A 25,569-nucleotide genomic window follows, 5' to 3' on the forward strand; every position below is an offset into this window, starting at 1 on the left:
CATATTCAAGTATGACTTAAACGCTGAAAAAGTCTAACTAGCATTTACCCAAAAACCGAGGCTTGCTAATATGCATTATTGGCCTAAGGCCATTACTTTAAGGGAAACAATAATGACATCATTTAAACTCTCACTACCAGCAATTTTGGTAGCATCAGCCGTTGCGTTAACCGGCTGTAATGCGAACAATTCAGAAAAATCAACTGCAACACAACAAGTAACAGCACAAGATGCAAAAGCGTTTTTAGCAAATACTGAAACAGAATTAATGGCGCTTTACAACGAAGTAAGCCGTGCAGAATGGATTTACGCTAACTTCATTACTCATGACACTTCAAGTCTTTCTGCTGCTGCAAACGAAAAAATGACTGCTGCCGTAGTTCGTTTAGCGAATGAAGCGTCTAAGTTCGACAAATTAGACCTAGACGAAGATAGCCGCCGTAAGCTAGATAAACTTAAGCTAGCACTCACCCTGCCTGCACCACAAGATCCAGCTAAAACAGCTGAGCTTTCAAAAATCGTTGCTGAACTTGGCGGCCTGTATGGTAAAGGTAAATACTGTAAAGAAGACGGTAAGTGCTTAAGCCTTGGCGATATGACAGCAACCATGGCAACAAGCCGTGATTACGACGAGCTACTTGATATTTGGACTGGCTGGCGCGAAGTTGCTAAACCAATGCGTCCACTTTACGAGCAACAAGTTAAATTAACGAACCAAGGTGCTAACGAGCTTGGCTATGCAGATACAGGTGCAATGTGGCGTAGTAAATACGATATGCCAGCTGATGATTTTGCAAAAGAGCTAGATCGTATTTGGGGTCAAGTTAAGCCACTTTATAACTCTCTACACTGTCATGTTCGCGCAAAACTAGGCGAAAAATATGGTGAAGACAAAGTACCACAAGACAAGCCAATTCCAGCACACTTACTGGGTAACATGTGGGCACAAACGTGGGGCAACATCTACGATGTAGTTGCACCTGCGAATGCTGATCCAGGTTACGATGTAACTGAATTACTTGCTAAGCACAACTATGATGAACTAAAAATGGTGCGCGGTGCAGAGAAATTCTTTACGTCAATGGGCTTTGCACCATTACCAGAGACATTCTACGAGCGCTCACTGTTTACTAAACCACAAGATCGCGACGTGCAATGTCACGCATCAGCTTGGAACTTAGATAGCAAAGACGATTTACGTATTAAGATGTGTATCCAACGTACTGGTGAAGAATTCTCAGTAATTCACCACGAACTAGGCCACAACTTCTACCAGCGCGCTTACAACACGCAACCAATTTACTACCAAGAAAGTGCCAACGATGGCTTCCACGAAGCAATTGGTGACACTATCGCTCTTTCTGTAACACCGGGTTACTTAAAAGAGATTGGTTTACTTGATGAAGTACCAGATGAATCAAAAGATATCGGTCTTCTTATGAAAATGGCAATGGATAAAATTGCATTTATCCCATTTGGCCTACTTGTTGACCAATGGCGCTGGAAAGTATTCTCAGGTGAAGTAACGCCAGAAAACTACAACCAAGCATGGTGGGAACTGCGTGAGAAGTATCAAGGTGTAGCGGCTCCTGTAGCACGTACTGAAGAACACTTTGATCCAGGCGCAAAATACCACGTACCAGGTAATACACCTTATACACGTTATTTCCTAGCGCACATTCTACAATTTGAATTCCACCGTGCACTGTGTGAAATCGCAGGTAGCAAAGAGTCTATTCACCGTTGTAGCGTTTATAATTCAAAAGAAGCAGGCGAACGTTTAGATGCGATGCTGAAAATGGGTTCTAGCCGTCCATGGCAAGAAGCGCTTGCAAGCGTAACGGGTAAACCAGAAATGGATGCAACTGCAATTCTTGATTACTTTGCACCATTACAAAAATATTTAGATGAGCAAAACAAAGGCCGCCAGTGCGGTTGGTAATCTAATACCAATTCTGTTAACTATGTGATCAGGGATAGCGCTGGATAAATGAAATGGTAACAAGGCGGAATTTTTCTTATGTAGTTGTTCTACATTGATAAATTTTAACGCAGTTAGCATGATATTTAGCCCGCTAGGATGATCAGCTATTTAAGTGAATTGGTATAACTTAACTTAAACAAAAAAACCGCTGAAATTCAGCGGTTTTTTATTGTTTAAATAGTTTTAAAACTGGCCGTAAACAGCAAAAACAAGGGCTTCATCAATATCTTGATAGCCAATTGAAAAAGCAAAATTGGCGTCCGTATAGTATTTCGCTTTTACTTCAAACTTACCATCATTAACACCAACACCCGCAGAGATTGCTTGGTTTAGATAGTAGGTACCGAACACACGAGTAACGATATCATTTCCAGTTTCAGTAACCGATGCATCAACGGCTAAATGCTGCGCGCTGTTTAGTGCCATAAAATAGCGAGAAGCCAGCTCCCAACTATCAAAATCCACCTCAGTATCAAAACTAAACGCAAGATAATCAATGCGGTTAATTTGATGGTTGTATTCAGCGCGAGCATATACTTCGCCGTCGGCGTTATCGGCATCACTGTAACGGGCACTTACTTTAAAATCATCATTTAATAAAAAGCCAGCGCCGACACTGTAGGCATCAAAGTCTCCCTGTTTGGCAACGTCTGCGGTGATAAATACATTATTTGGCAAGAAATACTCGCCACCTAAATTGTACGCATTATCATCAGCAAAATTATTAATGGAACCATACAAGTTAGTATCGGTATTTAAATAACCAAACTCATCTAGCACACCTATCATTGCCTGCGGCTTGAAAAAATAATGACTGCTCAATGCAAACCCATCGTAGTTATCAGCATTTACATAATTAAACTCATTAAATGATTGATAGCTCGCAGCATTTGCGCCCGCAGATACTAGCAATAAAGAAGATAAAATTAGTTTTTTCATATTGTGTGTTGCACTACCCTAATGTGTACTGGCTCAGAATTTTGTAGACTTGGTCAATATCATCACCCGCTTTGAACTCTTTTGTCATTGGGTTTGGCTCTGAGCCTAACCAGATCTTTAATTCTGCATCGAGATCAAAGGTGCCCGCTGACTCTTTACTAAATTTAGTGATTTTACCGTAAGGGATAGACAGCACTTCCGCTTTATTGCCACGAACGCCTTGGCGGTCAACCAAAATTAAGCGCTTGTTGGTAAACACCATGACATCACGGATCACTTTGTACGCTTTTTCGACTTGTTCACCATCTATAAGCGCTGAGTCTATAAAACGCTCTACTTCTTCGCTATCTACTTCGCTCGCATTTCCTATTAAACCTGATAAAAGTCCCATGATTAGCTCCTTTGCTATGGTAACGGGAAAAGATACTGTTCAGCATCTGGCCAATTGGTGCATTGTTTTACACCTGGCACATATTCAATAAGGTAATTTAAATTACCTGTATGTCGTAATAAAGTCAGTGTCATTAAGCTATTTAAAAAGGCTCGTTTATCATCAATTTGATATAAATAACTTTCTAAAAACTGTTGAAACACCTCAGTTCTACCTTTTGCAATTAATAATCCCACTGTGGTGAATTCAAACACCGGTTCATTGCATATGATGGCATCACCAAAATCAATTACACCAGACAGTATAGCCCCTGAATCAGATCGCTTAACGAGTAAATTACCCGGGTGCAAATCACTGTGTATTAGGTATAAATTACTTGTTTCAGGCGCTTTGTAAGGTGTATGAGCAATATAAGGGATAAAATCGGCTAAAAAATCTGCGCGTAAACCTTGTCGCTTTCGGCGGGCGTAACTATTGTGGTATTGCGCTTCAATAAATGCCTGCCAATCTTTATAAAGTACGCTTGATTTCTCCATAGGTATACTGTGCATTTGCAAGCAAAAGCGCCCTAGCTGATCTGCAATCGATTTTTGCTCTTCAAGTGTTAGTTCGTTATACACATCTGAGAGTAACTGACCTTCCAAGCCTTCGGTAACAATGTATCCCCAATTATTAATTTCGCCATGGGCAATCAATTTAGGTGTTGCTATCGGCAGTGATGCGTTATCGCAAAGGCGTAACGCTTCAGCCTCATGGTGATATTGAAAAAGCCAGTTTGGCGCAATAAATTTAATGTAAAACAATTGTTTACTGGCACTTTCCAATAAAAATGTGGGATTTTCACCTGAGCTTGCACGCTGTAACACAGTAAGTGCCAAGTCATTGTTTTCACATATTTGTTCAATCAGTGGTTGCCAGTGCTTTTCATCGGTAAAATCGCAAATAGCACAGGCAAGCTCATAGCTTGGCTCTGTTGGTAAATCTAATGCGTTGAAGTTTTTAATCAAATAACTGGTTTTCAAGCGTTTTTCCATTATAAATTTGCTGATATGCAATGCTCTGTTGATGTAAACATTGCAGTAACTGAATATCAAAGTCAGTGACACTGGCATCATATTCAATTAAGTATTCACGTGATTGAGTTACTTTTAAGTTTCTTAAGCCATTAAGCTCAGCAATCACGTTATCTAAATTATCTAAATCCTGTTTCAATCTCAGCGTTAAATAGGCCTGTGAAGTGGTATCACCATCACCTGAGTATTGTTTTAAACTGCCCGCTTCAAACACAAATACACGTTGGCACAATCGCTCAAGCTCAGCTAAATCGTGTGAGCTTAGAATAAAGGTAATATCTTTACTTAAACTCGCGATGAGTTCTCGGACTTCTTTGGCATGCACAGGGTCAAGGCCCGCTGTGGCCTCATCAAGCAATACAAAAGACGGGTTACCAATTAGTGATTGCGCAATACACGCACGTTTACGCATACCATGAGAAAGCTCTTGTGGTTTTTTAGTTTTATGTTCCAATAACCCCACTAAGCCAAGTACACGAGAAACCTCAGCTATTCCCTCGCTTTTAGTAAAGCCTTGAAGTTTAGAAAAAAAAGCCAGTTGTTTTTCTATGGTAAAACGCGGATCAAGTTGCGCATCTTGCGGCAGCACGGCAAGTTTTCCAAATTGCTCACTATGGGGTATCGCCTTGCCATCAAACAGTACTTCACCGCTACTCGGTGAAATAAACCCTGAAATTAGGCTAAAAAGCGTGGTTTTACCTGCCCCATTAGGACCTATAATCGCTACTGGCTCGCCACTTGGAATGGTCATGGATACATCAATCAGGACTTTGTTAGACGCAAAGTGCTTACTTACATTTTTAAGTTCAATCATGGTTATACCCCTTGTTTCTTAAATAATGTAAAGGTTAAAGCACCGTAAGCTACTGTTTGCGCTACAGGAAGCAAATACTGTTCAGCCTTGCTAGCTGATAAAGATAAGGTGTTAAACAAATTAGCGTTAGGTAATAAATAACTCAGTAACTCAAGCCCCTGCCACACATATTCTGCAAGTAAGCCAATAATAATACTGCCCAAAGTAAGTAATAACAGACAATGCACTATCGCTTGTTTAGATGAAGTGGAATAGACGTTAAGTAACAACATAAAAGCAATCATAGGTAACACAACAAACACTAAATCGATAAAAATGCTGCTACTTAAATTAAGTGCTGCTGCCAATTGTGTGCTGTCGTTCCATACAATCAAAATATTGCTTGCTATTAACGCAAGTAAGATAAACGAGCTAACGACTAATACTTGCCCTAAAAAACGCCCAAGCAATAAATCTTCTCGTTTTGCTCGCAGTAATAAAAATCGAATGGTACCACGTGCCTTATCACCACAAAGTTGATCGGCAGAAGAAAACATCGCAAAAAATGGAAAGGTAAGCACCGCAACTAACCAAAACACAATCAATTCAGGGACCGGCCAGCTTGATAAATTTTCAAGCCCCACTTCGCCAAGAATTTGCGTTATAAAACGTTCAAATTGGGGATTTTTGAAAAACGCAGCGCCTTTTGCCACCACATTGGTCAAAATAAGTGCCCAGATAGCAAGGTAGCTAATAATGGCAACTAGCCCTCTTTTTGAAAATAAAAACCGTGAAAACTCAAATTGTGCAAATGCAATTACACGGTGAAAGCTAGTTGAAACCATAAAAATCCTTTATTTTAATTGTGCTTGGAAACGCTCAAGTCCTGCTTTTAAGTCCAGTTTAAGGTCTTCTACGTCTTCAAGTCCAACATGAATTCGCACCAAAGGTCCTGAAAAATCATAATTTGTTACGGTACGAATGCGATTAAAGCTACTTGTAACTGTAATCAAGCTTTCAAAGCCACCCCATGAATAACCCATTTTGAAATGGCTCATACCATCTAATAACGCAGTAATCGCAGCTTTATTACCGCCTTTTAAAACAAAACTGAAAAGCCCAGTGCTACCACTAAAGTCACGCTTAAAGACCTCTGAGCCAGGGCACGAATCAAACATTGGGTGACGCACATGATCCACAAGTGGATGTTCATTTAACCAGTGAGCAATGTCTAATGCTGCTTGCTCATGCTGTTTTAAACGCACTGGCATGGTACGCAGGCCACGCAGCGCTAAATAAGCATCATCGGCAGAAGTACATTGCCCCATTAAATACGCATTTTCACGTAGTTGCTCCCAGCAGGCTTCATTTGCAATCGCAACGCCCATCATCACATCTGAATGACCAACAATGTATTTGGTTGCCGCTTGAATGGACACATCTACACCATGTGTGAGTGGTTTAAAAAAATAACCATTACCGTAAGTGTTATCAATAAACACTAATAAATCATGTGCTTTAGCAATTTTGGTAAGAAGCGGTACATCTTGCACTTCCATGGTAATGGAGCCAGGTGCTTCTAAAAACAACAATACGGTATTGTCTTGGATCAGGTCTTCGATATCTTCACCAATCATCGGGTCGTAATAAGTAGTGCTCACGCCCATATTGGCTAAAATTTTGTCACAAAAATCGCGTGTTGGCTCGTACGCCGTATCCACCATTAAAATATGGTCACCGGTTTTTACAAACGACAAAATAGCGTTACTTACCGCTGCCGCGCCACTTGGGAATAACGCACAACCAGCACCTTGTTCAAGTTCTGCAATGGCATCTTGTAGGGCAAAGTGAGTATGGGTGCCACGACGCCCGTAAAATAGAGCTTGTTCACCGCGTTTTGCGGTGTTTTCTTTCATTTGCGCAACAGAGTCAAATACTATGGTTGAAGCGCGCTGTACAACCGGATTCACCACGCCTTGGGTATATTTTGTTTTACGACCTGCGTGAATAATTTGGGTATTAGCTTTCATTAATCAAATCTACTCTTGGTTCTGTTGCAAATATTAAATAGACTTTTAGACGTCTAATCAAATCAAATTTGTTATGACTTAATCCAATGCTCTAATAAAAAGCGGCTAATCGAACTAAAGCGTGGCTTTTTAAAGGTGCTAGTTTCATCGCCCCACTCACCAAATTCGGCTAATTCGTCACGACTAAACCAGCGTGCATCTTCTAATTCATCTTCGCCAATATCAATGTCTGTACTGCTAGCTGTAGCGATAAAACCTATCATCACGGAACTTGGAAAAGGCCAAGGTTGCGACGCTATGTATTCAACCTCATTCACATCAACGCCCGACTCTTCTTTTACTTCACGAATAACCGCCTCTTCAAGAGTTTCACCTGCATCCACAAAGCCTGCAAGCGCAGAGTAATTGCCTGTTGGCCACGACGCTTGACGGCCAAGCAAACAGCGTTCAATGCCATCATCAAATACTTTTTTCACTATCATGATCACCGCAGGGTCGTGACGAGGGAAGGTAATATGACCACATTGTTTATTGGTACATTTACGTGAATAGCCACCTTCAAATGATTTGTTTTTACTGCCACAGCGGCCACAATACACGTGGGTTTTATGCCAATGCAGTAAGGTTTTAGCATAACCCGCAATCGCAACACTTGTTGCAGGGAAACTCGCAAGTTGACCGCGAAAAGGCAAGGTTTGATAACAACTTAGTTCATCAAGTTGCAACTCTTGCTGAGAAATTTCCATGGCAAAATAAGGCGTTTCATTATCAAGCCCTAAAAATAGGTGCGGTTTGCGACCTAAAATTTGAAAAACGTGTTCAACACTTAACCATAACAAATCATCCAAATGACTTGTTGAGAGCATATTGTCTTGATAAAAAAGCAAGACTTTTGCGTCAACACGATTAAGTTGGGTTTTGATAAATTCGGGTTTGCTGCGCTCACGCGAACAACGTGCCAGCGGCATTTGACTAAAAGGCAGGTTTTGCATAGCTAATTTATTGAATTTAGTATGCTTGTATTAAAACATAAAAAAAGCGCCAATGGCGCTTTTTAAAACAAAAATGATGTTACAAAATGCTTAGTTTGGTAGTTCCGCTAAGTACTGTTGTAACTTCTGATTTTCGCTTTCAATATGCTTATAAAGCTCGGCATTCACTAACTTACTAGCAGCCGCTTCATCAATTACCACTACCGCATCTTGGTGGAATTGTAATGCTGATGCAGGACAAACAGCAGATACAGCACCTTCACACATATCACGTATTGCATCGGCTTTGTTTTCACCCGTTGCTAATAGAACCACTTTTTTAGCTTCTAAAATCGTGCCAATACCCATAGTGATTGATAAGTGTGGTTGGAATTCACCTTCAGCAAAGAAACGAGCGTTATCTTCAACAGTTTCTTTTGTTAGTGTTTTAACACGCGTACGTGATGCCAAACTTGATGATGGTTCATTAAAGCCAATATGACCATTACGACCAATACCTAATAACTGCACATCTACCCCGCCACTTTGCGAGATTTTATTTTCATACATTTTGCACGCAGTAATTGGGTTTTGCGCGTCACCTGGCGGTACAAAGGTATTATTTTTATCAATATCAACGTGATTGAATAATTGCTCATTCATAAAGAAACGATAGCTTTGTGCATGGTCGCCATCTAACCCAAGATACTCGTCAAGGTTGAAGCTTGTCACTTGCTTAAAGCTTACTTTGTTTGCTTGATTTGCTTTGATAAGTTCCTGATAAAGTGCCACAGGCGTTGAACCCGTTGCTAAACCTAATACAGAATCTGATTTTCTGTTAATTTGATCGATAAAAATCTGAGCACCGTATTCGGCCACTGCTGCTGCATCTTTTAAAATAACTATTTGCATAGGGAAGGCTCTAGTAAGGGGTTAAATAAAAATGGGATCTATGGATATCTGTCCGTGCAAGTAAAGATAATCCATAGATCACAAAACCTAATCGGGATACTGACGATATTAGGCTTTACCATTATGACAACGCTGTCATTATTGCGTCTAATTACAAATTTGTAAAGTAAAAGTGAATAAATAATCGTTATTTGCTAATTAAAATTAGTTATATGAAAACACCAAATAAAAAGCTGGCACTGCCAGCTTTTACTTATTATTCAACTGCCCTTGTGGACATAGACTTAAACGCTAATTAAAATTTTACGTTTATAAAGCCAATGTAATACTAATAATTGCACAGCTAATAAGGCAAATACCGCAAACAATGGCTGCCAAGGTGCTGGTACCGCAGCAATCACACCACCAAACACACTTTTAGAAACAAATTCCCAATTAACTAAACTTGACGCCAAATAAATAACAATTGAATTCGCACCAATAATAACAAACAGATACGCTGCGCGCTGTTGGTTTAATAAATCAACTACCGCGTAAAACACGGCAAGTAAAATAAAGCTCCAGCCGACTGTCACCATCACAAACGACGAAGTCCATAAGTCTTTATTTACTGGGAACACCATATCCCAAAGCCAACCACATGCCAGTGCAACTAAACCTGCTGCAAATAAAATACCAGCTGTTTTCCACTCGCCACGCTCTTGCGCTTGTTTAATATAACGGCCTGCAATCACACCAAACAACGCATTTGCAATCGCTGGTACACTCGACAAAATACCCTCAGGATCCATTGGTTTATTTTGGTAAGTAATTCCCGGTAACAAGTTTGTATCAAACCACGCATTCCACGTACCAGCACCACCTGAAGATAAATCACCTGCTACACCACCCGGTACTGGAATAAAACATAACCAAACCCAATAACCAATTAGAATACCTACAAGGGTGAACATTTGTGTTCTGAAGCTGGTATGCCAAACCAACATTGCGGCAACAAACCAAGCAATTGCAATACGCCCTAGTACACTTGCAAAACGGATTTCTTCAGGATTAAGTGGTACGCCTGTGCCCCAACCATGGTTATAAAGTACACCAAAAGAACATAATAATAATAAACGCTTAAATGCCTTAATATAAATTGGTTTACGTTCAACAAATGGCAAATGATCGATGCGTTTAGGTGCCAGCCCCATCGCTACGCCAGAGAGAAAAATAAACAGTGGGAAAATCAAATCATAAAAGGTAAAACCATGCCATTGACTATGTAATGTTTGTGCTTCGGCAACTTTCCAACCAGCCCAGCCAGTTAAGACAAATAAGGCAGCAAAAATTTTCTCACCACCTAAAATCCAAAACATGTCAAAGCCACGTAGTGCATCTAAAGACGCCAAACGCTTTTTTGCTTTTTTATTCGTATCGCTCACGACAACCTCGTTTTAAAACTTATAAAATCATACACAGTGGTAAGCAGTCTGAACACCTTACTTTGCATTTGATTTAATTACTATTTGCGTACTTCCCCTAAAAATACGGCCGCTAATTTTCACTTTCTTTAGATAAAAAAAAGCCCCGCTTGTTACTTCAAAGCAGGGTTTTTGCCCAGGAATCGTTTAACGTTTCGCGCCACCAACAAAAGTATCTTGTGCATAATAATCATCACTCATCACCACAAAATCAGCATCTGAACCGACGACTAATCGTCCTTTTTGTGTTCCTAGCCCTAAATATTGTGCTGGGTAAAGTGATGCCATACGAAGCGCTTCAGCATAACTAACGTCAAGAGTGTTGATAGTGTTTCTAACAGCACCTGCCATATCAAGAACACTGCCCGCTAACTCCCCTGTCGTTGAATTAAGTCTATCGCCAGTACGAATAACTTTTCGACCATCGAAGAAATCAAATTCCATATCATCCGTGCCAACAGGCGGCATAGCATCAGTCACTAACATAATTTTGCCACGGGTTTTGCTATCAATCGCAAATTTAGCCGAAACAGGATGAACGTGGTGACCATCAACAATTAAGCCACACCATGCATTGGTATCTGTAAGTGCTGCACCTACCACACCTGGTTCACGTGAGGTAAACGCACTCATTGCATTGTATAAGTGCGTAAAGCCATCTGCGCCAGCCTCAAGGGCAGCAAGTACTGTTTGATAATCGGCATTGGTGTGACCAATCGATACTTTTACACCCGCATTAACAAGACGTTTAATATCTGCAACAGAGACATTTTCAGGGGCAAGTGTGACTACTTTAATGCCTAAATCTTGACGTTCAAAAACAGCAAATTCCGCTTCTGAAATAGGACGGATAAATTTTTCACTGTGCGTGCCTTTTTTTGGCATAGACAAATGTGGGCCTTCGAAGTGCACACCGACAATACCTGGCACTTTATCTTTAATTGCCTGAGCGGTTGCATCAGCTGCACGCTCCATTACCTCTACACTGTCTGTAATAAGTGTAGGTAAGAGTGCCGTTGTACCAAATTGGCCATGCGCTTTTGCAATTTTATTAACGCACTCAACGCTTTGCTCTGCATTAAAGAATGCACCGCCGCCACCATTGACTTGCACATCAATAAAACCCGGCACAACAGTACCAGTAAGTGAAATTGCTTCTGCTGCTTGACCATTTACAAACTCGGAAATAACACCGTTTTCAACAACAAAACTGACGTTTTCTAAAAACTGTTCACCTGTAAAAAGGCGGGTCGCAAAATAGGTAGTCACAGACATAATTAACCTTTAATCGAGTTCTGAGCGAAATAAACAGCACCCATTTCTGGTGGCTGCATGGCAGGTTGCACGTTTTCAACAACGTCTTTATCTAACCATTCTTGTAGTGGTTCTGCTAAACCACCAATCATAGATAAACGCGGCGGTTGATTGTCTAATAATTTATACGCTAAATCGCTAATGTATCGCGCACCGTCTTTCACTATTGCAAGGGCTACTTCATCACCTTGTTTTGCCTGTTCTAAAACAGGACGTGCCAATTGTGCATAACTGCTTGATGGTTTACCAGCCATGGCTTCTGCAATACCCATTGCATCACTCACTTTAAAATGTGCAAGTAAGATATCCGCAAGCGAGGTCTTAGGCCCTAATCCATCTAAACTTAATAAAGCAGATTTGACTGCTTCAAGACCAAGCCAAGCACCGCTGCCTTTATCACCCTGCGCAAAGCCATGACCACCTAAAATTGTACTTTTACCATTAACGTAAGAGAAACCACATGAGCCAGTGCCAGTAATTATAACCGCACCGTCGTTGCCCTCATGAGCACCTATACATGCTGTATGAAGATCGGTAGTTAGATACATTTGTTTAAATGGATGATGCCAATCCTGAATTTGCTGATAAAGACCAGGCAAATTGACACCCGCAAGACCAAGTCCGGCAACAACATCATTGACCTTATCAAGGTTTAAGCCTGCATCTTGAATAGCCAGTTGTGTAGACACCATAATGGATTCAAGTGTGCGATCTAAGCCATGCAATGGGTTAGCTGGACCTCCGAGTCCTGTACCAAGCACACCATTTTGGCTCGAAAATACAGTGGCACGACATTTTGTGCCGCCACCGTCAATTCCAATAAAGATTTGCTCTTTATTTGCACTACTTGCAACCATTAAACAACCTCAATTCTTATATTTTTATATCGTTAAATGTCACTTTGGCCATACTCAACCCAGTAACAGCTGTGTACTTTTAACGATTTCCTCAACCCAAGTGTTGATTTAATGTTACACAAATAATGACAGCGTTGTCATTAAATTTTTATAGTTTTTAATTTTCAATCAACAAATAAAGGTTAATACATTGTTTTATAAAGAGTTAAAATTAATCACATTAGACTAAAAGGTAACACCTTCCAAAAACACAGTACCGCACTGACTATTAAACGCAAGACAATACTGATTCTCTTGGCAAATCATTAAATTACAAACTACGCTTTAATTAAATACCGAACAAGAGTGAGCATTCTATGCAATCAATCAAAGTAAAAGACTATATGACACACCGTGCCGTCACCTTTACCTTACATATGACTGTCAGTGAAGCGTCTGAAAGGTTGTTAATTGCGCATCAAATTGGTGGGCCTGTACTTGATGAACATAAACATGTTGTCGGTTTTTTGTCTGAGCAAGATTGCCTAGAAAGAATGCTAGAAGATACCTATCAAAATGAAAGCCATTACAAGGTTGTAGATATTATGCGTACAGATGTACTGGCAATAGACGAAGATCACTCTGTGCTTGATCTTGCACAAAGCATGCTCACCAACAAACCAAAAATTTACCCGGTTGTTGATGCAAATAAACGCTTGGTTGGTGTAATAACAAGAAGTGATGTACTCAGAGCGATTGATCAACATCATCACGCTATTTATGAACAAGGGCATCGCCGCTTCGTTTAACCATTACTAAATTACTTTATCAAACAAAAGCACTGAAACTATTTATGTTAAGTGCTTTTTTTAATTCTCTTAACCCGCTTTATTAACACGAATTTTAACCCTCATTGCTAAAAACCAAATTGTATAAAATTGTACTCCCCTTCTATACTTACTAAGTGAATTTTCATTGGTTACAGGGAATATAACATGGCACACATTTTAGCCGTTGATGATCAACAAACGATTAGAACAATGATTGAAGCAATACTGACTGGCGCAGGCCATCAGGTAATAACCGCAAATGATGGCGTTGAAGCAATGGAACAACTAAGAACGCATCAGTTTGACATGGTAATTACAGATATAAATATGCCAAATATGAGCGGATTGAGCCTAATCCCAAAAATACGGCGTTTACCCGCGCACCAATATGTGCCTATTTTAATGCTCACCACAGAGTCGAGCAGTTATAAAAAAGAGAAAGCTAAAAACAGCGGAGCCAGTGGCTGGTTAACAAAGCCCTTTGATCCCACGCGGTTACTGACCGCAGTAGAAAAACTGATTAAAAAGTAAACTTTCTTACTTATAGTGTATACAAAATACAAAATTCCTGTTAAAACTATAACTACTAGTTAAAAACGTAGCAACTAAGGCAGGTACGACCTGTTTTAGATAAATACAATTACAATTTGCTGATAACGTCACTTTTACTAGTAACTTTTCGCTTATTGTTTGTTAGTTTGCACAGTGTTTACTAATAAACCTAGCTAACTTAAACAACCTAATGACAACAGGAACACAGAACATGGGAAATTCAACGGGAAGCTTATGCCCTCCGTCAAACCGTCAGCAACCGGTTAACAATGCAAAACATGCAAGCAAGCCGTTTCAGCCAACTCAAGACGAGAAATGTTTTGAACGAGGTTATAACTAAATTAAAAAAGCCCGCTATTGCGGGCTTTTTTAATTACTTAACACCAAGTTCTTTTAAACGTTCGTTTAAGTAGCTGTCTGCTGTGTAACGCTCTGAAAGCACTACGTCAGGACGTGGGTGTAAAAATAGTGGTAATGAAATGCGTGATTTATCAGACGCCTTTCCTGTCGGATTAATCACTCTGTGAATTGTCGATGGGAAGTAGCCACCCGACGCTTCTTGTAACATATCACCAATATTAATAATTAAGTTACCAAAGTCACATGGCACATCAATCCAGCCGCCATCTTTGTCTTGTACTTGCAGACCAGGCTCATTCGCCGCAGGTAGGACCGTTAGTAAATTAATATCACCATGCGCTGCAGCACGAATTGCACCCGGCTCTTCATCACCAGTCATTGGCGGGTAATGAAGTACACGTAACAACGTCTGATCTGAATTTGAAATCATGTCTTTCAAATCAATTGAAAACTTCGCCTTTACGTCAGCTGGTGCGTATTCTTGCACCCAGCTAAGTAGTGTAGACGCGAACTCGTTAGCTAAACGGTAATATTCGCGAATTTCTGCTTCTAACTGTGCAGGTACACGACCTTTCGGATAAACGTGAAAGTATTCTTTAATATCTTTTACAGTGAAACCTTTCGCGACTTCAGATACCTCTGGCGGAAAATAACCATCTTGTGTTTCTTTACTAAACAGAAAATCGTGTTTTTCACTTGAATTGAAAAAGTCTTGCCAATTTTTGTAAATTGACTCAACTAAATCTTGTGAAATTGGGTGGTTTTTTAATACACCGAAACCGGTATTTCGTAACGACTCAACAAACTGCTCAGCCGCATTTTCAGCGGTATAATCAACCGTAGGTAATTGCATAAGATTCACCAATATAAAAAAGTGAAGAGCCTTTTAGGCTCATACACTTATCAAATAATTCAAGGGATGTGTTTTGCACGCATCATTCTCACTAATGTGATTATAGATTATAAGGACGAATGTCCGCACACATGTTATGAGTTATCATCTTTTGATTTAAGTCAATTTAATCAATTCTAATTAAGACCATTACTTTATGAACACAATGCTGTAATCGCAAACCACCCCGTTTCGTTAATTGAATGCGCTGTAACGCTTGGCACTTTGCTCTGCATGTTGCCAAAGCGTTGTTTGTTTTAAATCACGTAGTAAATAATAACGGTCTAATTCACTTAAGTTAGCAATTTCTTTCGCGATCGAATAAGGGTATCGCCCATTTTCTAACTGTTTAGGGTCAATACCATAATTAAGTAATAGCCAAATAATCGAAGCACCTGAATCATAAAACATATTGAACGCGAAAAATTGCTCTTTTTCTTGTTTAGAACTAATTTGCGTTACGCCATGCTGCGCTTGATCTAACTTTAAAGGATTAAATAGTGAAAAAGGTTTATTCTTGTGAGAAGCAATAACGTCTCGCGACATCAAAGTGTCGACTAATAACGCACTGCCTTCATAGAGCTCTTGCCCAAGTGCATGTTTATAAATCCAACCTGTTTTTTCATCACCAGTACGCGAGCTATCAATACGCAACATTTCGCCCACTAACACTGAGTATTGTTTAATAAGCGTTAAGGTTTGTTCGCTTGTGAGTGTTTTATTCGGTAAATCAGAGAAAAGCGAAAGCATCATCACTTTTAACGTCAACATTTGCTCATCAAGTGGGTATTTATCAAATGAATTAAAATCAAGTTGCTGGTAGCCTTCAGGTTGTTTAAAAGCAGTTTGTTGGTAATTATGAAATGCTTCGTGGTATGCCAAAGCGATACTTGGTGTTGTCAATTTATCTTTGATGTTAACCGCATTTTCATCGTATTTTTGAAGATAATAACTATTATTTTTAATTTTGTAATAAAAATCAAAAAGACCATTACCTGCCAATAACTTATCATGTGCTGCAACACTCATTTCATTAAATTGTTGTACTGTTATGCCATAACTTTTATCTAGCGCTACAGCATCTGGGATTGGTTCTTTTGCATTGACAATATAAGCGTTTTTGACTTGCTTATCTTCGGCATGAATTAAATACATCCCTACTTTATCAAACTGGTAACCCTGCCAAGGCGTATCGTGTTCGCCAGCGCGTTTAATCTGTTGAAAAAACATTTCATCTATTTTACCTGCCTGACCCGTGCTCACCGTAGGTTTACTTGTCGTATTATTACTTTCACTATTACACCCAGCAATCGCGGCTAAGATACATGTAACCAATCCCAACTTTTTCATATTCAGTTCCTTTTCCTCAAACAAAACATAATGATATGAATCATGCTAAGTAAGGTTAAGTAAGCATCTGTGGGAAAGTGTGACCAAGTTGTGACCCAGTGTTGAGAAGGATTAACATTTAACTAAAATGCAACAAATGGTGAGCACAACTGCATCCTCTTCAGCGCAAGCAAGGACATTATCAATGTTAAATGTTATGATTAGGCTAAATAAAAATCTTTGAAAAGTTTCAAATTACGTTGCCCAACACTGACTTTTTAAGCGCTCTGTTTAAACTGCAGTCACGAATGTAATTAGACAGTCACCTTTTCAATTTCAAAACGAATTATGCTTTTTTATGAATAACCAAGAACAACCAACAATTTACTGGCACGACTACGAAACTTGGGGTGCGACCCCACAAAAAGACAGACCGAGTCAGTTTGCTGGCATTCGTACTGATCTCGATCTTAATATTATTGGCGAACCTTTGGTTATTTACTGCAAACCACAAGCAGATTACCTACCGCATCCAATGGCAGCATTAGTAACCGGTATTACACCGCAACATGCGATGAAACATGGCATTTGCGAGGCCGATTTTATTAGCAAAATTCATCAAGAATTTGCCAAAGAAAATACCTGTGTTGCAGGTTACAACAGTATTCGCTTTGACGATGAAGTATCGCGTTATAGCTTTTATCGTAACTTTTACGACCCTTATGCACGCGAATGGCAAAATGGTAACAGCCGTTGGGACATCATTGACTTAGTACGCGCTACCTACGCACTGCGCCCAGAAGGTATTAATTGGCCAGAAAAAGAAGACGGTTCACCAAGTTTTCGTTTAGAAGAGTTAACAGCAGCAAATGGTATTGACCATGGTAATGCTCACGATGCATTAAGTGATGTCACAGCAACCATTGCGCTGGCAAAACTTATCAAAGAAAAACAGCCAAAAATGTACCACTACTATTTTAATTTACGTTTTAAAAAAGCGGCGCAAGAGTTATTAGATGTATTTAATATGACGCCATTGGTACATGTGTCATCTAAGATTCCGGCCACTCAAGGCTGTACAACATGGATAGCCCCTATTGCATTTCATCATCAAAATAAAAATGCCGTTATCTGCGTTAATTTGGCCCTCGACCCAACCCCCTTAATCGAATTGAGTGTCGAAGAAATTCGCGAGCGACTTTATACAAAACGCGAAAACCTAACAGACGACCAATTACCCATTGGTTTAAAGCAAGTCCACATTAACAAATGCACATTTATTGCGCCGGCAAAAACCTTGCTGCCTGAAAATGCAGAACGATTAGGCATAAACAGAGAAGCTTGCTTAGCGAATCTAAAGTTGCTGCGTGCACACCCTGAGCTTCGTGAGAAAGTTGTGGAAGTATTTAATGACGATAGTCATTTAACAGCTATAACAAATCCAGACTATGCGCTTTATCAAGGGTTTGCCTCAAGCGGTGATAAATCAAAGTTCGATATTATTCGTTCAACTGAGCCGAGCCAATTAGCGGGTCTTCAATTAGATTTTGATGACGCAAAGTACAGTGAAATGCTGTTTCGCTATCGCGCACGCAACTGGCCTGAAAGCCTTAATCATCAAGAGCTCGAAAGATGGCGTAAGTATTGTCAAAATAAGTTAATGCATGGCGAAGATAACCCATCTATAGATGCCAATGAATTTATGTTAACACTCGAAAATTTAGCCCATGAACATGAAAGTGATGAAAAGAAAATGGCGATACTTAAATCACTTTATCATTACGCACAGAGCTTATAATGACAAAACGAATTAGCTGCGATTTGCATGATTATTTTGAAATTGTCTGTATGCGCCAAAGTAATATTCGCATCACAATTAAAGACAAAATTACCTATCAAGGTAAAGCTGTGGATTTAAAGACACACCGAGGAGTTGAATGGCTCGAAGTTCAGCTAACTGATGGCGAAATAAAGCGCATTAATATCGCTGAGGTGATTACTTTGTCTGCGTGTGACAATAACCCTGCTAGCCATAATTTCGATATTAAACTGTAATCATTAACAGCCCAATTTATCTTGGGCTGTTAATTCTCATGTTGATTATTTTTGTTTAAAAGACTGCAAACGAGCTAATAAACTCGATGTATCGTAGCGACCACCACCTAAGTTTTGTACTTCACTGTAAAATTGATCAACAAGTGCAGTGACTGGCAATTGTGAACCATTTTTACCTGCTTCATCTAGAGCAATACCCAAATCTTTACGCATCCAATCTACCGCAAAACCAAACTCATACTCGCCTTTAAGCATGGTTTTATGACGATTTTCCATTTGCCATGAGCCTGCAGCGCCTTTGGCAATGGTTTCAACAACCTTTTCACCATCAAGACCTGCATTCATCGCAAAATGCATGCCCTCAGAAAGTCCTTGTACTAGGCCTGCTATACAAATCTGATTTACCATTTTACATAATTGACCTGCACCAACTGGCCCTAATAATTGACTAAACTGTGAAAAGGCAGCCATAACCGGTTGCGCTTTTGCAAATACCGCGTCATCACCGCCGCACATGACAGTTAATACACCATTTTCAGCCCCTTTTGTTGAATGCGACAAATACCCTTAAAAGTTGTCAATTAATTTCAATGTTGTAAATGTTATTTTTTTAGGAATCAAATCAGAAAATTATGTTTGCCGGAAGATACCAATTTTGAACATTCGAAATTAGTAGCTTTGCGAAAAACTCTAAAAGCTGAGAACCTGAATTTTAATTGTTGAGTGTTTGAAAATGTCACTTTCATTCATGGTAGCATTAAACTAATTTATTTATCTTCAAGAAGAAAAAATATGGAAAAATTAAAAATAGCATTTATTGGCCTTGGAGTTATGGGCTACCCTATGGCTGGTCACCTTTCAAAGAGTTCTGACTTTAATGTCACGGTATATAATAGAACTACTGCTAAAGCTGAAAGCTGGGCAAAAGAATATTTGGGTTCTATCGCCACCACTCCGAAAGAGGCTGCAAAAGATGCAGATATAGTCTTCATTTGCGTTGGAAACGATGACGACTTAAAAGAAGTAACTCTTTCAGACGAAGGCGTTCTTCAATCTATGAAACCAGGTAGCGTGCTTGTAGACCACACAACTGCATCAGCAGATATTGCAAGGTTTCTATGCCAAGAATCGATTAAGAGAAACGTTGGTTTTATTGATGCTCCTGTATCTGGCGGAGAAGCAGGAGCAATCAATGGACAACTCACTGTGATGTGTGGTGGCGATAAGAATCACTATGATGAAGTTGTAGATGTAATGAATTCATACAGTCGCTTTAGTCAACTTCTAGGAGAAGCAGGTTCTGGCCAGCTTGCTAAGATGATGAACCAAATATGTATTGCAGGTGTGGTACAAGGTCTATCAGAAGCATTGCAGTTTGGTCAAAATGCTGGGCTAGATTGCGAGGCAGTTGTAGAAGTGATATCTAAAGGGGCTGCAGGTTCTTGGCAAATGGAAAACCGTCATAAAACCATGTTGGCCGATGAGTATGAGCACGGATTTGCTGTGGATTGGATGAGAAAAGATCTTGATATTGCACTTACCGAAGCTAAACGAAATGGCTCAACTCTCCCGCTAACCGCTCTAGTGGATCAATTTTATGCTGATATCCAAAAAATGGGCGGCAATCGTTGGGATACTTCTAGCTTGCTAAAAAGGTTAATCTAAATAATCTTTAGTTGAGTTATATAAACCAATTTTTGCTGACATTTTAAAGTTGCCAAAATCACAAACAAGTCATGTTACCTTAATCAAAAGATAACATGACTTTTCAGTTAAAGTGTAATCTAAAATATCTAATTAATTACTTAAATGAAGCCTAGATTATCCATTTGAGATTGACGAAATGTAAATTAGATTTGTACAAAATGCATCAATCACTAATTCGCACAATAACTAAGAATTATCTGAGTCAGAATTATCATTTTACTAAAAGTCATACTTTCATTCTTTTCTTATCTAAACGCATTAAAATTTGTTTAAAGGTAATCTGATGCTTCTTAACTAACTGAGCCAACTCACTTCCATTAATAACGTCGACGCCACATTGCTTTGCAACTTCTCTAGTCCTTGATGAGAGCATTGTCGCATTAGTAATGAAAAGTAACTTTGCACTAGTTTTACCTATTTGATGCTCGTAAATTGGTTTGGCTGCAAAAATTTCTTGCACAGCTTTATAACCATCATAGCGGCCTCTAGTAGTGTGCTTTGCTTGAATCAGTACCATTTCATTATTTACTATCAAAACCCCATCAGAGCCTTTATCAGCACCATTGCTTGCCAGCCAAGCACTGTCTGCACAAAGCTCTTTATTCATTACCTCTACTGTTAATGCTTCAAACTGCTGCCAGCTTAATTTTTTTATATCATCAGCATTTATTACTTGTTCATCACTGAATCCTTTAGCACCAGCAATACCTCCGGGCATTGGGATCACTTCTTCCGGTGTAACAACCGCATCTTTTAGTTGAGTTTTCTTTGTGAGTAACTTATGAAGATTAACATCGAAAGACTCCATCTCAGGATGAAGAAGTAATGGAACGTAAATGTTAACGTCTTTTGTCTGCCCAATTCTGTATACGCGATCGGTAGCTTGGGCTTCTTTAGCAGGATTCCAGTGGCGCTCGAAATGAACCACATTATTTGCTCCAACTACAGTCAATCCAACACCTGCTGCTACAGGGGACATAACAATAATATTAAATCCTTCTTTTGCTTCAAAATCAGCAATCATTGTTTTACGAGTAGGTGTAGATACTTTTTTTGAAACTGCCTTAGCATCACCATTAATTATTGAAAGAGGGCCTAGCCCGTATTTCCTTCCTAATGCAATACTAAGAAAAGTTTGAAGACGTTTGTTTACCGCGAAAATAATACACTTTTCATTTTTGGTTTTAATTAAATCTAGTAGCTGTAGTAAACTTTTTAACTTCTCTGATTCAAATAATATTTGGTCTAGTTCTTTATTAGATTGGGGGCAATTTAAACTACCCCCATCCGCTAATCGCGGATGTAATGAACTATTTCTGAGCCTTTGTAGTGTGCTCAGTACATGATTAGAATCTGACTCTTCAATCGACTCTATAGCACCATCATAAACCTTTAATTGATAACCTGTCATCGTCTTCCCTAGTTCTGGCAGGTATTTCCAATCAGTATTTTCAATTCCAACATACATGAACTTTTCAGGTAGCCCGTCAAGATTGTCTTCCTTAACCCTGCGAAGCATTATAGCCCCAACTTTAACCCTTAACTCCCGACCAACTCTATTTCTAATATCTTCAACTTCATCGCTTGCAGCTTGTAATATTGGTGAAATGTATTTGGCTCTAAAATCCTGATAACTTCCTAAATATTTAGGACAGGCAGTATCCATTAGGCACCAGAAATCCGCTAAGCTATTTTCAACAGGAGTACCAGTGGCAACTAATTTGAATTGGGCTTTAAGCCCTTTAGCTGCTCTGGTTGCTAAGGCGTTAGGGTTTTTGATATTTTGTGCTTCATCAAAAATGACTAAACCCCAATCTATAAGACAAAGAGAGAATTGATAATCTCTAAGGGTTTGATATGTTGTTATAACCAATCGACCCGGCATATCAAGTCTATCGACGCAGTCTTTACCAATGTTTAACGAATAGCGAGGTTCAAATTCGTCACCATCTGAAGTGTTTGTTCTGATTTCAACACCACCATTTTTAAATCGATTTAACTCACCATCAGTTTGAAGAATAACAATGTCTCTAAATGGAGATGTTTTAAAGGTTTTTTCTACTTCATCTTTCCAGTTTTCAAGCAAGCTCAGAGGAGCAACAATCAATGTCGGTTTCTGAGTTTCATTAATTTGACTTACTTCACGATAATGATGTTCCACAGCAGAAAGTGCCATGAACGTTTTCCCTAACCCCATGTCATCAGCAAGCAAAGAGCCACTGATAGCGCTATTTTCGTGACTTTGATCCAATAGCCCTAGAATCCATCGAACTCCAATATCTTGATGCTTATATGGAGTTCTTAAGTAATTGCCCCAATCTAAATCCCCCATTCGGCATACATCATTTATCTTCTCTGAAACAATCGGTGAATTTTCGGATAGTTCTTCATCATTAAGGTCGATATCTACTACTATTGTTTCTTCTGTTTCTGTTGCCTCTTCTTCGCTATCTGAATCAAAACCTGTCTCAACCTCTTCTTCATCATTACCAGAGCGTAATTTCACCTCAATCTCATCGAGAGTTTTGCTTACATTGTCAGAGTCAGAAATATCAAAAAATTTACCTTCAAACTCGATTTCATTGGCCCCTGTATTCACAGCATCATCAATTACTTTTTTAACGTGTTCAAATGATGATGTATCACTTACTAAAGGAAGGAGTTTTGAAATTGGAAGTACTTGCTCAGAAGAAGCTGATTTCCCAAACCAATCAACTCCTGAATCATCAGTTTCACCAAAATAGGCGTGTTTAAAAGTTGTCGCCCCATGTACACGCAACGAAAACCCAAGGTCTAAATCTACCAAAGACGCATCAATGAAAGCGGTTGGGTTTTGCAGAAAGTCTTTTACTTTACTCTTAGGTACAACCCTGTTGTCCAAAACTTCTTTTACGGCTTTAATTTTTTCTTCCGTAAATAGAATGATTTCATCACCTACTTTTATAGTATTGGCATTTGGTGCAACTATTTGTCCCAACACTTTCTGTATATCTTCGTGACTTGATTCTTGCCCCATAAAAGGTGTAAGTATCAAATTACCAAAAGAATCTAACTCCGCCTCAACCGCTATTTTTTCTGGAGTATGTATTTTTAATTTTTCGAAATGTTGAAGTTGTAATTTGGCATTTTGCTTCTGACTCAATTGCAAGTTATGAAGCAAGGTTAAGTTATCGAATTCAGTTTTATCAGAATTCTCATGTTTCTTTTTTGACTCAAATGCTATGAGTTGAGCCTGAGTTAGTAAGTATTGCGAAGTCTCTCCAAATTTAATTACTGGACCTTCGATAGAATAACTATGAGTCGTCCTGCCATCAGGGTCTGATACCGCAAGCTCAACCTTAAAATTAGATCTACTCGTATTCCCTCTTATATCAGAATAAATTACACCATCCCAAAGTGGAGGTAATGATAAAGATTCTCGAACATAATCATCTAATCGACAAAGTACATTAGCAGGCACAATGAAGCCATTAGGTATACTCTCAGCCTCTCCTTGCTCTTCTAGCATTTTTAAAGTGACATATTGTTGTATAAGCCACTCGTTAGCAGTGCCATTTCTAACTTTTTCAAACTCTTTTTTGTCTAAAGAAAAGTAGGCGCCATCGAGTTCATCAGGAATAAAATTAAACGAAACAGACCGATCTGCATTTTTAAAAAATTTATTAATTAAGTTCGAAAGTGCCACTAATCTGCTCCAAATCTTCGAATATAAGTACGATAATCATCTGCGGTTAAAACATCTTTTATTGTTACTGGCACCCTTAAATCCCTTAATGAGTCTACAGCTCTGCGCTGCCAGCTAAAGTTTGCTGGAGAGTGAGTAAAGTAGTCATATGCACCGTGGCCATAGTTACTCATAGCCTCATGAAGCCCTTTTGTTAGGCTCCTATAGGATATGCGCTGTTTATCATATTGAAGTACTGGTGCAGATTCATGCAAAGAGCGATATATCCACAATTGACATTGGTGGCTACCTTCAATCATATGGGCACTACCTAAGTCCACATAAATAATAGATTTTTCACCATCATCAACTATGGAAAAGTCTGGTAGGTGCTCTTCTTTGTATTTAGTTTTTAAAAAACGAGCCATGCTTTTACACATATATAGCTTGGTGTTTTTAATTAATTTCTTATCGTAAAGACCTTCCAAAAACTTTTTTCTAGTTGGAAACATTCGTTCCATATCAGGATCATAAGAAGAATAAGAAAAGTCCTCCAATGCTTCTAAAAAAAGTCTTAAATCAAGCCCAGATAACCAGCCTTTTACTTTAGCAGACATGTCTTTTGAAACATGACTCCACCACTTTCTGTATCTTGGATGGCTAACAGGTACTCTTGGGTCACCCGCAATTGACATAATTGTATTAAGCCAAGACTCATGGATATCGTGCGAAGGTGCTCTTTCTATTAGTATCTTCAAAATTTTATGGCCCAATAACTCGGAGCTATCAAAGCTAGATTCATAGACCTCTTTTTTTTGAACCTCTGTAAGAAGGTCGTGAGGTTTATTAACTGGAATGTTTTTGAGTTGTTCTACAAAGTAAATTCGTTGAGCTAGCTCCATAAATTGACCAGACTGAAACTGATCAAGTTCGAATTCTTTAACGATAAAATCGAAATCTCTATTTTTATCTATAGCTTGTTGTGCTAACCATTTAGGCCCATCTTGAGAAAGTAAATTTTCATCAAACCCTTTTGACTGCTTACGCTTTTTTCTAGCGTTAATCAACCATTCTGACGTATACGCAACATTATTTAAGCTACTATAACGACTCAAATAATATTGGTAAAAACTCTCCAAAAATAACGAACTTGGTTTTTCGGTTAAAAAGTCAATTTTATCTAAGATAGAAGTTGTAAGCTGGATTTGTTGTCCAACTTTTGAATTAAGAGCGAAACCAAGTGCACGAATATCCAATTTATTTTCAATTACATTCTCAAGGTTTTTGTTCGCCTGCACAGCATTATAAACTTTTCTCCAAGCAGCCTTAAAACTGTCATTATCTGTACCTGCCTTTTTTGAAATTTGTTTGAGTCCGTTAACCAGGTCCAACATCAAGTTAGTATTTTTCCCAAAAGGGTTTTCAGGTATTGTAAATCTGAGCTTTTTTAAATTTATTCTCATACTCAACACCA

22 protein-coding genes and 1 pseudogene are annotated in these 25,569 nt (G+C 39.0%); 7 read left to right on the plus strand and 16 right to left on the minus strand.

Going from position 1 to position 25,569, the window contains the following annotated elements:
* The first annotated feature begins 112 nt into the window (after positions 1-112).
* Positions 113-1,942 (plus strand): M2 family metallopeptidase, encoded by a 1,830-nt coding sequence (locus OM33_RS11595; protein WP_038641883.1) that lies wholly within the window; start codon positions 113-115, stop codon positions 1,940-1,942.
* Positions 1,943-2,167: 225 nt separating this feature from the next.
* Here OM33_RS11595 and OM33_RS11600 read toward each other — a convergent pair whose 3' ends face one another.
* From OM33_RS11600 to nagK, 11 genes are all read right to left on the minus strand, one after another.
* Positions 2,168-2,923: a putative porin gene (locus OM33_RS11600; RefSeq protein ID WP_038641887.1), complete on the minus strand. Its 756-nt coding sequence runs from the start codon at positions 2,921-2,923 to the stop codon at positions 2,168-2,170.
* Between the two features lie 13 nt (positions 2,924-2,936).
* Positions 2,937-3,314: a PH domain-containing protein gene (locus tag OM33_RS11605; protein WP_038641890.1), complete on the minus strand. Its 378-nt coding sequence runs from the start codon at positions 3,312-3,314 to the stop codon at positions 2,937-2,939.
* A gap of 14 nt (positions 3,315-3,328) precedes the next feature.
* Complete coding sequence (locus tag OM33_RS11610) at positions 3,329-4,348, minus strand: aminoglycoside phosphotransferase family protein (RefSeq protein ID WP_052140988.1); 1,020 nt, start codon at positions 4,346-4,348, stop codon at positions 3,329-3,331.
* Positions 4,314-5,201 (minus strand): ABC transporter ATP-binding protein, encoded by an 888-nt coding sequence (locus OM33_RS11615; RefSeq protein ID WP_038641892.1) that lies wholly within the window; start codon positions 5,199-5,201, stop codon positions 4,314-4,316. The genes OM33_RS11610 and OM33_RS11615 overlap by 35 nt, the downstream gene beginning before the upstream one ends.
* Before the next feature lie 2 nt (positions 5,202-5,203).
* Complete coding sequence (locus OM33_RS11620) at positions 5,204-6,025, minus strand: ABC transporter permease subunit (RefSeq protein ID WP_038641894.1); 822 nt, start codon at positions 6,023-6,025, stop codon at positions 5,204-5,206.
* Between the two features lie 9 nt (positions 6,026-6,034).
* On the minus strand, positions 6,035-7,210 hold the full coding sequence (locus tag OM33_RS11625) for a cystathionine beta-lyase (protein ID WP_038641897.1): 1,176 nt from the start codon (positions 7,208-7,210) through the stop codon (positions 6,035-6,037).
* Positions 7,211-7,281: 71 nt separating this feature from the next.
* A complete protein-coding gene (gene nudC / locus OM33_RS11630) occupies positions 7,282-8,202 on the minus strand; it encodes an NAD(+) diphosphatase (protein WP_038641898.1) in 921 nt (306 codons plus the stop codon).
* A 90-nt stretch (positions 8,203-8,292) separates the two neighbouring features.
* Positions 8,293-9,093, minus strand: a complete 801-nt coding sequence (gene nagB / locus OM33_RS11635; protein WP_038641901.1) for a glucosamine-6-phosphate deaminase — start codon at positions 9,091-9,093, stop codon at positions 8,293-8,295.
* A 284-nt stretch (positions 9,094-9,377) separates the two neighbouring features.
* A complete protein-coding gene (gene nagX / locus OM33_RS11640; RefSeq protein WP_038641903.1) occupies positions 9,378-10,517 on the minus strand; it encodes a transmembrane glucosamine N-acetyltransferase NagX in 1,140 nt (379 codons plus the stop codon).
* A gap of 186 nt (positions 10,518-10,703) precedes the next feature.
* Entirely contained in the window at positions 10,704-11,831 is a 1,128-nt protein-coding gene (nagA, locus tag OM33_RS11645; protein ID WP_038641906.1) for an N-acetylglucosamine-6-phosphate deacetylase, read from the minus strand.
* Positions 11,832-11,833: 2 nt separating this feature from the next.
* On the minus strand, positions 11,834-12,727 hold the full coding sequence (gene nagK, locus OM33_RS11650; RefSeq protein ID WP_038641909.1) for an N-acetylglucosamine kinase: 894 nt from the start codon (positions 12,725-12,727) through the stop codon (positions 11,834-11,836).
* A 356-nt stretch (positions 12,728-13,083) separates the two neighbouring features.
* On the opposite strand from nagK, the gene OM33_RS11655 reads away from it, so the two are divergent.
* The 3 genes from OM33_RS11655 to OM33_RS22925 all read left to right on the plus strand — a co-directional run bounded on the left by OM33_RS11655 (position 13,084) and on the right by OM33_RS22925 (position 14,428).
* Positions 13,084-13,515, plus strand: a complete 432-nt coding sequence (locus tag OM33_RS11655) for a CBS domain-containing protein (protein WP_038641912.1) — start codon at positions 13,084-13,086, stop codon at positions 13,513-13,515.
* Between the two features lie 186 nt (positions 13,516-13,701).
* Positions 13,702-14,067: a response regulator gene (locus tag OM33_RS11660; protein WP_038641914.1), complete on the plus strand. Its 366-nt coding sequence runs from the start codon at positions 13,702-13,704 to the stop codon at positions 14,065-14,067.
* A gap of 232 nt (positions 14,068-14,299) precedes the next feature.
* A complete protein-coding gene (locus OM33_RS22925) occupies positions 14,300-14,428 on the plus strand; it encodes a hypothetical protein (protein WP_267884426.1) in 129 nt (42 codons plus the stop codon).
* Between the two features lie 33 nt (positions 14,429-14,461).
* Here OM33_RS22925 and OM33_RS11665 read toward each other — a convergent pair whose 3' ends face one another.
* Both OM33_RS11665 and OM33_RS11670 read right to left on the minus strand, forming a co-directional pair.
* Positions 14,462-15,301, minus strand: a complete 840-nt coding sequence (locus tag OM33_RS11665; RefSeq protein WP_038641916.1) for an isopenicillin N synthase family dioxygenase — start codon at positions 15,299-15,301, stop codon at positions 14,462-14,464.
* Between the two features lie 234 nt (positions 15,302-15,535).
* Complete coding sequence (locus OM33_RS11670; protein WP_038641917.1) at positions 15,536-16,690, minus strand: hypothetical protein; 1,155 nt, start codon at positions 16,688-16,690, stop codon at positions 15,536-15,538.
* 337 nt (positions 16,691-17,027) lie between these two features.
* Between OM33_RS11670 and sbcB the strand changes: the two genes are divergently transcribed.
* Positions 17,028-18,467, plus strand: a complete 1,440-nt coding sequence (gene sbcB / locus OM33_RS11675) for an exodeoxyribonuclease I (protein WP_038641919.1) — start codon at positions 17,028-17,030, stop codon at positions 18,465-18,467.
* A complete protein-coding gene (locus tag OM33_RS11680) occupies positions 18,467-18,724 on the plus strand; it encodes a Rho-binding antiterminator (protein ID WP_038641921.1) in 258 nt (85 codons plus the stop codon). Before sbcB ends, OM33_RS11680 begins: the two co-directional genes overlap by 1 nt.
* 45 nt (positions 18,725-18,769) lie before the next feature.
* On the opposite strand, the pseudogene OM33_RS11685 reads toward OM33_RS11680, so the two are convergent.
* A pseudogene (locus OM33_RS11685) lies at positions 18,770-19,273 on the minus strand (NAD(P)-dependent oxidoreductase); the annotation flags it as partial.
* Positions 19,274-19,516: 243 nt separating this feature from the next.
* On the opposite strand from OM33_RS11685, the gene OM33_RS11690 reads away from it, so the two are divergent.
* The gene (locus tag OM33_RS11690; RefSeq protein WP_038641922.1) at positions 19,517-20,389 is read left to right on the plus strand and encodes an NAD(P)-dependent oxidoreductase; all 873 of its coding nucleotides are present in this window, start codon (positions 19,517-19,519) and stop codon (positions 20,387-20,389) included.
* A 268-nt stretch (positions 20,390-20,657) separates the two neighbouring features.
* Here the strand turns inward: OM33_RS11690 and OM33_RS11695 are convergent, their stop codons facing one another.
* A complete protein-coding gene (locus OM33_RS11695) occupies positions 20,658-24,116 on the minus strand; it encodes an SNF2-related protein (RefSeq protein WP_038641925.1) in 3,459 nt (1,152 codons plus the stop codon).
* Positions 24,116-25,558 (minus strand): EH signature domain-containing protein, encoded by a 1,443-nt coding sequence (locus OM33_RS11700; protein WP_038641927.1) that lies wholly within the window; start codon positions 25,556-25,558, stop codon positions 24,116-24,118. The genes OM33_RS11695 and OM33_RS11700 overlap by 1 nt, the downstream gene beginning before the upstream one ends.
* Positions 25,559-25,569: the final 11 nt, after the last annotated feature.

This window comes from Pseudoalteromonas piratica, assembly GCF_000788395.1.
GTDB lineage: Bacteria > Pseudomonadota > Gammaproteobacteria > Enterobacterales > Alteromonadaceae > Pseudoalteromonas > Pseudoalteromonas piratica.

Excerpts from the sequence above, each read along its gene's own strand:
- OM33_RS11595 (WP_038641883.1), top strand. The coding sequence starts at position 113 with ATGACATCATTTAAACTCTCACTACCAGCAATTTTGGTAGCATCAGCC.
- OM33_RS11600 (WP_038641887.1), bottom strand. The coding sequence starts at position 2,923 with ATGAAAAAACTAATTTTATCTTCTTTATTGCTAGTATCTGCGGGCGCA.
- OM33_RS11605 (WP_038641890.1), bottom strand. The coding sequence starts at position 3,314 with ATGGGACTTTTATCAGGTTTAATAGGAAATGCGAGCGAAGTAGATAGC.
- OM33_RS11610 (WP_052140988.1), bottom strand. The coding sequence starts at position 4,348 with ATGGAAAAACGCTTGAAAACCAGTTATTTGATTAAAAACTTCAACGCA.
- OM33_RS11615 (WP_038641892.1), bottom strand. The coding sequence starts at position 5,201 with ATGATTGAACTTAAAAATGTAAGTAAGCACTTTGCGTCTAACAAAGTC.
- OM33_RS11620 (WP_038641894.1), bottom strand. The coding sequence starts at position 6,025 with ATGGTTTCAACTAGCTTTCACCGTGTAATTGCATTTGCACAATTTGAG.
- OM33_RS11625 (WP_038641897.1), bottom strand. The coding sequence starts at position 7,210 with ATGAAAGCTAATACCCAAATTATTCACGCAGGTCGTAAAACAAAATAT.
- nudC (WP_038641898.1), bottom strand. The coding sequence starts at position 8,202 with ATGCAAAACCTGCCTTTTAGTCAAATGCCGCTGGCACGTTGTTCGCGT.
- nagB (WP_038641901.1), bottom strand. The coding sequence starts at position 9,093 with ATGCAAATAGTTATTTTAAAAGATGCAGCAGCAGTGGCCGAATACGGT.
- nagA (WP_038641906.1), bottom strand. The coding sequence starts at position 11,831 with ATGTCTGTGACTACCTATTTTGCGACCCGCCTTTTTACAGGTGAACAG.
- nagK (WP_038641909.1), bottom strand. The coding sequence starts at position 12,727 with ATGGTTGCAAGTAGTGCAAATAAAGAGCAAATCTTTATTGGAATTGAC.
- OM33_RS11655 (WP_038641912.1), top strand. The coding sequence starts at position 13,084 with ATGCAATCAATCAAAGTAAAAGACTATATGACACACCGTGCCGTCACC.
- OM33_RS11660 (WP_038641914.1), top strand. The coding sequence starts at position 13,702 with ATGGCACACATTTTAGCCGTTGATGATCAACAAACGATTAGAACAATG.
- OM33_RS22925 (WP_267884426.1), top strand. The coding sequence starts at position 14,300 with ATGGGAAATTCAACGGGAAGCTTATGCCCTCCGTCAAACCGTCAGCAA.
- OM33_RS11665 (WP_038641916.1), bottom strand. The coding sequence starts at position 15,301 with ATGCAATTACCTACGGTTGATTATACCGCTGAAAATGCGGCTGAGCAG.
- OM33_RS11670 (WP_038641917.1), bottom strand. The coding sequence starts at position 16,690 with ATGAAAAAGTTGGGATTGGTTACATGTATCTTAGCCGCGATTGCTGGG.
- sbcB (WP_038641919.1), top strand. The coding sequence starts at position 17,028 with ATGAATAACCAAGAACAACCAACAATTTACTGGCACGACTACGAAACT.
- OM33_RS11680 (WP_038641921.1), top strand. The coding sequence starts at position 18,467 with ATGACAAAACGAATTAGCTGCGATTTGCATGATTATTTTGAAATTGTC.
- OM33_RS11690 (WP_038641922.1), top strand. The coding sequence starts at position 19,517 with ATGGAAAAATTAAAAATAGCATTTATTGGCCTTGGAGTTATGGGCTAC.
- OM33_RS11700 (WP_038641927.1), bottom strand. The coding sequence starts at position 25,558 with ATGAGAATAAATTTAAAAAAGCTCAGATTTACAATACCTGAAAACCCT.